The sequence below is a fragment of the Streptomyces sp. URMC 127 genome (genome assembly GCF_051386535.1).
GTDB lineage: Bacteria > Actinomycetota > Actinomycetes > Streptomycetales > Streptomycetaceae > Streptomyces.
Genome location: NZ_JBPQTW010000260.1, coordinates 1 through 8,756 on the forward strand (window position 1 = coordinate 1; position 8,756 = coordinate 8,756).

The window sequence follows — 8,756 nt, forward strand, 5'->3', positions numbered from 1 at the left end:
GCGCCCCTACCGGGCCGCGCTGCGCGGCGCGTACGACGACCTGGCCGCGCTCGGCGAGCGGGCGGGCGGGCTCGCCCTCGAAGTCGATGATGGCCCAGCGGCCGTCCTCGGCCGTGCGCAGGGCCTGCCCGAGGTGGAGGTCGCCGTGGATGCGCTGGGCGCGCCAGGTGCGCCCGGCCCGGCCGAGCGCGGCCAGGTCGTCGTACGCGCCGCGCAGCGCGGCCCGGTAGGGGCGCAGCGCCGGGACGGCGTCGGCGGCCGCGTCGAGGCGGCCGGTCATGGCGGCGGCGAGGTGTTCGAGCTGGGGGCGGCGCAGGACGACCGTGGGCAGCGCCTCGGCGAGCGCGCCGTGCACCTCCGCGGTGGCGTGGCCGAGCGCGCGGGCGGAGGCGGTGAAGTCGGCGCGGACGGCGAGGGCGCTCAGGGCGAGCTGCCAGCCGTCGGCGGAGCCGGGCAGATAGGGCTGCAGGACGCCGAGCGTCATGGGTTCGGCGCCCGCGCCGGGCACGACGGCCTCGAACCAGGCGGCGGGCGCGGGCACCCGGGCGCAGCCGGTGCCGGCGAGGGCGCGGGGGAGTTCGAGGTCGGGGTTGGTGCCGGGGCAGACGCGGCGGAAGAGCTTGAGGATGTACGTTTCGCCGTAGACGACGGAGGAGTTGGACTGCTCGGCGCCGATCAGGCGGGGCGCGAGCCCGGCGCCGATGACGACGCCCTCCTCGCGGGTGAAGCGCAGCGGGCCGAGCCGGCCGGGCAGCCGCAGCCGCTCCAGCAGCAGGGAGGCCAGCCGCGGGTCGGCCAGGCCCTCGTAGACGGCGCGGCCGTGCAGCGGGCCGCCGTCGGGGCGGCCGATGAGGGCGGGCGCCAGGTGCGGCGGGAGGACGTCCTGGACGCCGAGCAGGAGCTGGTAGCAGTCGTCCGTGCCGGCGTGGACGGCCGGGCCCGGGGCGGCCGCGGTGCGCACGGTCCCGGGCGAGCCGGGCTGCTGGGCGCGGACGAGCAGGTGGAGCAGGCCCGGGGCGGTCGTGCCGGGCAGGTGCGGCAGCAGCTCCGTGGCGGCGACGAGCGTGAAGCCGGTGATGGGGCGCCCCTTGCCGGCGAACCACCGCTGCCGCGGCAGCCACTCGGAGAGCAGCGGCACCAGCGACCCCAGCAGCCCCGCGTCGGCGGTCTCCGCCTCGGGCGCGTGGGCCGCGGGGGCGGCGCGGACCGAGGACAGCAGCGGACCGGGGGCGGTGGCCCCCCGGCGCCCGGTGCCCCGGCGGGACGGTGCAGCGTCCGACATGGCGTCGCGTCCTTTCCCCGGGGCATGGCATATGGGGCAAAGTGTCCCGGATCTTGGTCCCGGATTGCGGCATTGACCTGTACGCGGTGCTGGGGTCCCGGCCGGGGCCGGGGGGTGCCGGGCGGCCGGTCCGGAGCTGCCTGTCGCGGTCAGCGCCCGCGGCCCCCGGTGCGGCGCGCGCGGCGGCCGGGCTGCGGCCCCCGAGGCGGTGCCCGAAGCGGAGGCGATCCGTTCGGCCCGGCTCGTGCGTAGTAGTACGAGTGCCCAGGGCTGCCGGGGGGAAACCGCCCGTGCGCGGCCGGCCGGCGGGCTCCGGCGCGCACGGGAGCGCCCTCAGTGGCCGGCCTGCGGCGGTGCACCACGGCGCAGCCGGAACCAGTAGAAGCCGTGCCCGGCCAGGGTGAGCAGATAAGGCAGTTCGCCGATGGCGGGGAAGCGCACCCCACCGATCAGCTCGACGGGATGCAGGCCGCTGAACGACCGCAGGTCCAGCTCGGTCGGCTGTGCGAAGCGGGAGAAGTTGTTCACGCACAGCACGATGTCGTCCTCCCGCTGCCCGGGCAGCCGCACTTCGCGCAGGAACGCGAGCACGGCGGGGTTGCTGGAGGTGAGTTCGGTGTACGAGCCGAGCCCGAACGCCGGGTTCTGCTTGCGGATCTCGATCATCCGGCGGGTCCAGTGCAGCAGCGACGAGGGGCTGCTCATCGCCGCCTCGACGTTGGTGACCTGGTAGCCGTAGACCGGGTCCATGATGGTCGGCAGGTAGAGCCGGCCCGGGTCGCAGGAGGAGAAGCCGGCGTTGCGGTCCGGCGTCCACTGCATGGGCGTGCGCACGCCGTCGCGGTCGCCGAGCCAGATGTTGTCGCCCATGCCGATCTCGTCGCCGTAGTAGAGGATCGGCGAGCCGGGCAGGGAGAACAGCAGCGCGGTGAACAGCTCGATCTGGTTGCGGTCGTTGTCGAGCAGCGGGGCCAGTCGGCGGCGGATGCCGATGTTGGCGCGCATCCGCGGATCCTTGGCGTACTCCGCGTACATGTAGTCGCGCTCTTCGTCGGTGACCATCTCCAGCGTCAGCTCGTCGTGGTTGCGCAGGAAGATGCCCCACTGGCAGCGCGAGGGGATGGCCGGGGTCTTGGCCAGGATTTCCGAGACCGGGTAGCGCGACTCCCGCCGCACGGCCATGAAGATGCGCGGCATCACGGGGAAGTGGAAGGCCATGTGGCATTCGTTGCCGCCGGTCTCGTAGTCCCCGAAGTAGTCGACGACGTCCTCGGGCCACTGGTTGGCCTCGGCCAGCAGCACCGTGTCCGGGTAGTGGGCGTCGATCTCCGCCCGGACGCGCTTGAGGAACTGGTGCGAGCGCGGGAGGTTCTCGCAGTTGGTGCCCTCCTCGGCGAAGAGGTACGGCACCGCGTCCAGCCGGAAGCCGTCGATGCCGAGGTCCAGCCAGAACCGCAGCGCGGCCAGGATCTCCTCCTGCACCGCCGGGTTCTCGTAGTTGAGGTCGGGCTGGTGCGAGAAGAAGCGGTGCCAGTAGTACTGCTTGCGGACCGGGTCGAAGGTCCAGTTCGAGGTCTCCGTGTCCACGAAGATGATCCGGGCGTCCGGATAGCGCTTGTCGTCGTCCGCCCAGACGTAGTAGTCGCCGTAGGGGCCGTCGGGGTCGCTGCGCGACTGCTGGAACCACTCGTGCTGATCGCTCGTATGGTTCATGACAAAATCGATGATGACGCGCATGCCGCGCTGGTGCGCCGCGTCCACGAACTCGACGAAGTCGGCGAGGTCGCCGAACTCCGGGAGCACCGCGGTGTAGTCGGAGACGTCGTAGCCGCCGTCGCGCAGCGGCGACTGGAAGAACGGCGGCAGCCACAGGCAGTCGACGCCCAGCCATTGCAGGTAGTCCAGCTTGGCCGTCAGACCCTTGAGGTCGCCGATGCCGTCGCCGTCGCTGTCCTGGAAGGACCGTACGAGCACCTCGTAGAAGACGGCGCGCTTGAACCAGTCGGGATCCAGGTCCTTGGCGGGAGTGTCCTCGAAGGTGTCGGGGACGGGCTCATTGACGATCATGGTGTGGGTGACCCTCCGATCGGTGAGGACGGTCGCAGCGAGAACACGTGCGCGGGCGCGAGGGAACGGCCCGGCTCAAGGCGCACATAGTTGTCCCTGCCCCAGTGATAGGTCTCTCCGGTGAGCTCGTCGCGCACCGGGACGGACTCATGCCACGCGAGGCCGAGTTCCGGCATGTCCAACGAGACCGTGGCCTCGTGGGTGTGGTGGGGGTCGAGGTTGACGACGGTGAGGACGCACGAGCCGCCCGCCCGCTTGGAATAGGCGATGACGGCGTCGTTGTCGGCGTGGTGGAAGCGCAGGTTGCGCAGCTGCCGCAGGGCGGGCTGGCGCCGCCGCAGCCGGTTGAGCACGGTGATCAGCGGGGCCAGGCTGCGCCCCTCGCGCTCGGCGGCCTCCCAGTCGCGCGGCCGCAGCTGGTACTTCTCCGAGTCCAGGTACTCCTCGCTCCCGGGGTGCACCGGGGTGTTCTCGCACAGCTCGTAGCCGGCGTAGACGCCCCAGGAGGGGGAGAGCGTCGCGGCGAGCACGGCGCGCGCCTCGAAGGCGGGCCGGCCGCCGTGCTGCAGGTAGGCGTGCAGGATGTCCGGGGTGTTCACGAAGAGGTTGGGGCGCATGAGGGCGGCCGACTCCCCGGACAGCTCCGTGAGGTAGTCGGTGATCTCCTGCTTGGTGTTGCGCCAGGTGAAGTAGGTGTACGACTGCTGGAAGCCGATCGCGCCGAGCGTGCGCATCATGGCGGGCCGGGTGAAGGCCTCGGCGAGGAAGATCACGTCCGGATCGGTGCGGCCGATCTCGGCGATCACCTTCTCCCAGAAGACCACCGGCTTGGTGTGCGGGTTGTCGACCCGGAAGATCCGCACGCCGCGCTCCATCCAGAACCGCAGCACGCGCAGGCTCTCGCGGAGCAGCCCGTCGAAGTCCTCGTCGAAGGCCAGGGGGTAGATGTCCTGGTACTTCTTGGGCGGGTTCTCGGCGTAGGCGATCGTGCCGTCGGCGCGGTGGTGGAACCACTCGGGGTGCTTGGCCACCCAGGGGTGGTCGGGGGAGCACTGCAGCGCGAAGTCGAGGGCGACCTCCATGCGCAGCTCGCGGGCGCGGGCCACGAAGTGGTCGAAGTCCTCGAAGGTGCCGAGGTCGGGGTGGAGGGCGTCGTGGCCGCCGTCGGCCGAGCCGATCGCCCAGGGGCTGCCGACGTCGTACGGGCCCGCGGTGAGGGCGTTGTTGGGGCCCTTGCGGTACGCGGTGCCGATGGGGTGCACCGGCGGCAGGTAGACGACGTCGAAGCCCATCGCGGCGATCGCCGGCAGGCGCCGCGCCGCGGTCCGGAAGGTGCCGCTGCGGGCGGGGCGGCGCCCCTCCGCGGGCGTCGCCCCCTCCGAGCGCGGGAACATCTCGTACCAGGACCCGAAGAGCGCCCGCTCGCGCTCCACCAGCACCGGCACCGGGCGGCTCGTGGTCACCAGCTCGCGCAGCGGGTGCTCGGCCAGGGCCGCCGTGACCGGCGGGGCGAGGGCGGCCGCGAGCCGCGCGGTGGCCGCCCGGCCCGGGTCGCGCAGGGCGTCCGCGGCGGCCAGCACCGCCTCGCGGCCCTCCTTCTTCGGCACCCCGGCGGCGGCCCGCTCGTACAGCAGCGCGCCCTCCTCCAGCACGAGTTGGACGTCCATCCCGGCCGGGATCTTCACCGAGGCCGTCCGGCGCCAGCTCGCCACCGGATCGCTCCACGCCTCCACCGCGTACGTCCAGCGGCCCTCGCTGTCCGGGGTCACGTCCGCCCCCCAGCGGTCGGTGCCGGGGGCCAGCTCGCGCATGGGGGTCCAGGGGCCGCAGCGGCCCGCCGGGTCGCGCAGCACCACGTTGGCGCCGAGCGCGTCGTGGCCCTCGCGGAAGACGGTGGCGGTGACCTGGAAGGTCTCGCCGACGACCGCCTTGACCGGCCGGCGGCCGCAGTCCACGAGCGGCCCGAGGTCCAGGACGGGGATACGACCGATCATGGGATCACCTGCGGAGAAAGAGGGGGCGGGCAGGGCGGTGAGGGAAGAACGGAGGCGCGGGACTGGCGGGTTCTGCTCTTTCTATCTGTTTCGCCGGCGGCCGGCCGGGTGCGGGCATGACTGCTCCTGACCGCGTTCACTCGGGTGGGTGCGGAAGAGGGGCGGAAGGGTCCGGGACGGGGTACTGGGGGCGGCGGCGGACTGCGAGGGCCTGCATACCGGTTGAGCTTTCCCACCGGTCCCGGGCGGGCATGCCCGCACCGTGGGACCTACCGGTGCGTAGTTCCCGTGGCACCGGCTGGGGAGGATGGTCGGCACTCCGTCACCCGTACGAAGTCTCCTCGCTGGGCCGATCGTGTGCAATGCGCGGAAACCGGGTAACCGGCGGCCAGACGGGGGAATGGCGCCCCGCCGGGGCCGGCGAAGGCCGTAGCGCCGGCCGGCCGCCGCCCGAGCCGCTGTACGCGCGGCGTATTCGCGCCTCGTACGAATGCCGTACCCGCCGCGGTGAGGCGTACGATCCGCACCCACGCCCCGTCCACCATACGGACGCCCTTCCCGGCCAGCCCGGCCCGGCCCGCGGAGCCGCCCCCCGCCCGGCGGGCGGGCGGTCCGGCGCCGTCCCCCGGCGCAGCACCAGGGGGCGCACTTCCCGCCTGCACCTGCCGGGAGCAGGCAGTTGCCGCGAAGCGCCACGAAGCACCCCGGCCTCACCGCTACCGTCGTGGGGGTGAAGGCCATTCGTCGATTCAGTGTGCGCCCCGTTCTTCCGGAGCCCCTACGACCGCTCAGCGAGCTGGCGCGCAACCTGCGCTGGTCCTGGCACCCCGAGACCCGTGAGCTCTTCCAGGCCGTCGACCCCGAGGGCTGGCGGGCCGCCGCCGGCGACCCCATGCGGCTGCTGGGCTCCGTGCCCGCCGCCCGGCTCGCCGCCCTCGCCGAAGACCGCCGCTTCCTGCGGCGGCTCGCCGCGGCCGCCGACGACCTGCAGGACTATCTGACCGGCCGGCGCTGGTACCAGGAGCAGCCCGAGGGGCTGCCCGCCGCCATCGCCTACTTCTCGCCCGAGTTCGGCATCACCGCCGCCCTGCCGCAGTACAGCGGCGGCCTCGGCATCCTCGCCGGCGACCACCTGAAGTCCGCCAGCGACCTCGGCGTCCCCCTCATCGGCGTCGGGCTGCTCTACCGGCACGGCTACTTCCGCCAGTCCCTCTCCCGCGAGGGCTGGCAGCAGGAGCACTACCCCCTGCTCGACCCCAACGAGCTGCCCCTCACCATGCTCCGCGAGCCCGACGGCAGCGCGAGCCGCATCTCCCTCGCCCTGCCCGGCGGCCGCTCCCTGCGCGCCTACATCTGGCAGGCCCGCGTCGGCCGCGTGCCGCTGCTCCTCCTCGACTCCGACGTCGAGGAGAACGGCCCCGGCGAGCGCGAGGTCACCGACCGGCTCTACGGCGGCGGCGGCGAGCACCGGCTGCTCCAGGAGATGCTCCTGGGCATCGGCGGCGTGCGCGCCGTGCGCACGTACTGCCGGCTCACCGGCCACCCCGCGCCCGAGGTCTTCCACACCAACGAGGGCCACGCCGGCTTCCTCGGCCTGGAGCGCATCCGCGAACTCGTCGCAGCCGGACTGGACTTCGACGCCGCCCTGGAGTGCGCCCGGGCGGGCGCCGTCTTCACCACCCACACCCCCGTGCCCGCCGGCATCGACCGCTTCGACCGCGAGCTCGTCGCCCGCCACTTCGGCCCCGCCGGCGAACTGCCCGGCATCGACGTCGAACGCGTCCTCGAACTGGGCCTGGAGACCTACCCCGGCGGCGAGCCCAACCTCTTCAACATGGCCGTCATGGGCCTGCGCCTCGCCCAGCGCGCCAACGGCGTCTCCACCCTCCACGGGCAGGTCAGCCGGCAGATGTTCGCCGGCCTGTGGCCCGGCTTCGACCCCGAGGAGGTGCCCATCGACTCCGTCACCAACGGCGTCCACGCACCCACCTGGGTCGCCCCCGAGGTGCTGCGCCTGGGCGCCCGCCGGGTCGGCGCCGGCCGCGCCGAGGACGCCCTGGCCACCGGCGGCCCGCAGCGCTGGGACGCCCTCGCCGAGATCCCCGACGCCGACATCTGGGACCTGCGCCGCACCCTGCGCGAACAACTGGTCGAGGAGGTGCGCGAGCGGCTGCGCGCCTCCTGGCGCGAGCGCGGCGCCGGCACCGCCGAGCTCGGCTGGATCGACGGCGTCCTCGACCCCGATGTCCTCACCATCGGCTTCGCCCGCCGCGTCCCCTCGTACAAGCGCCTCACCCTCATGCTCCGCGATCGCGACCGCCTCATGGAGCTCCTGCTGCACCCCGAGCGCCCCGTGCAGATCGTCGTCGCCGGCAAGGCCCACCCCGCCGACGACAGCGGCAAGCGCCTCGTGCAGGAGCTCGTGCGGTTCGCCGACGACCCGCGCGTGCGCCGCCGCCTGGTCTTCCTGCCCGACTACGGCATGGCCATGGCCCAGCGGCTCTACCCCGGCTGCGACGTCTGGCTCAACAACCCGCTGCGGCCGCTGGAGGCCTGCGGCACCTCGGGGATGAAGGCCGCCCTCAACGGCTGCCTCAACCTCTCCGTGCTCGACGGCTGGTGGGACGAGTGGTACGAGCCCGACTTCGGCTGGGCCATCCCCACCGCCGACGGCGCGGCCATGGACGACAACCGCCGCGACGACCTGGAGGCGGCGGCCCTCTACGACCTGCTGGAGCGGCGCGTCGCCCCGCGCTTCTACGACCGGGCGCAGGGCGGGCTGCCGGGCCGCTGGATCGAGATGGTCCGCCGCACGCTGACCACGCTCGGCCCCAAGGTCCTCGCCGGGCGCATGGTGCGGGAGTACGTGGAGCGGCTCTACGCCCCCGCCGCCGAGGCCCAGCGGGCCCTCACGCCCGCCGCGGCGAGCGAGCTGGCCGCCTGGAAGGCCCGCGTACGGGCCGGGTGGCCGGGCGTGGCCGTCGACCACGTGGAGGCAGCCGCCGACACCGAGCTCAACGGCACGGCGACGCTCGGCTCGACGGTCTCCCTGCGGGTGAGCGTCACGCTCGGGCCGCTGGACCCGGCGGACGTCGAGGTGCAGGCCGTCGCCGGGCGCGTCGACCCCACCGACCGGCTGAGCCGGACCGCCGTCTTCCCCCTCAAGCCGGCCGGGGGGCCCGCCCTCGACGGCCGCCGCCTCTACGAGGGCCCGCTCACCCTCGACCGCACGGGCCCCTTCGGCTACACGGTCCGCATCCTGCCGGCCCACCCCCTGCTCTCCACGAGCGCCGAAATGGGCCTGGTAGCCCTCCCATCGGAAGCGACGGGGGAGGCGGCGGGGGTGCTGCTGAGATAGCGCGCGCCGGACGTGCGTGGAGCGCCGTCCGGGGGAGTCGGTGCTCACCCCGGAC

At 73.7% G+C, this 8,756-nt stretch carries 4 protein-coding genes; 1 reads left to right on the plus strand and 3 read right to left on the minus strand.

Features of this window, described 5'->3' with window-relative positions:
* From ACSNOH_RS31145 to ACSNOH_RS31155, 3 genes are all read right to left on the minus strand, one after another.
* A partial coding sequence (locus ACSNOH_RS31145) for a maltokinase N-terminal cap-like domain-containing protein (protein WP_436724796.1) occupies positions 1-1,282 on the minus strand: 1,282 nt, incomplete at its 3' end.
* Positions 1,283-1,615: 333 nt separating this feature from the next.
* On the minus strand, positions 1,616-3,349 hold the full coding sequence (gene treS / locus ACSNOH_RS31150) for a maltose alpha-D-glucosyltransferase (protein ID WP_436724797.1): 1,734 nt from the start codon (positions 3,347-3,349) through the stop codon (positions 1,616-1,618).
* On the minus strand, positions 3,346-5,343 hold the full coding sequence (locus tag ACSNOH_RS31155; RefSeq protein WP_436724798.1) for an alpha-1,4-glucan--maltose-1-phosphate maltosyltransferase: 1,998 nt from the start codon (positions 5,341-5,343) through the stop codon (positions 3,346-3,348). Before ACSNOH_RS31155 ends, treS begins: the two co-directional genes overlap by 4 nt.
* Positions 5,344-6,073: 730 nt before the next feature.
* On the opposite strand from ACSNOH_RS31155, the gene glgP reads away from it, so the two are divergent.
* Positions 6,074-8,701, plus strand: coding sequence for an alpha-glucan family phosphorylase (gene glgP, locus ACSNOH_RS31160; protein WP_436724799.1), 2,628 nt, complete (start codon positions 6,074-6,076; stop codon positions 8,699-8,701).
* The last annotated feature ends 55 nt before the right edge of the window (positions 8,702-8,756 follow it).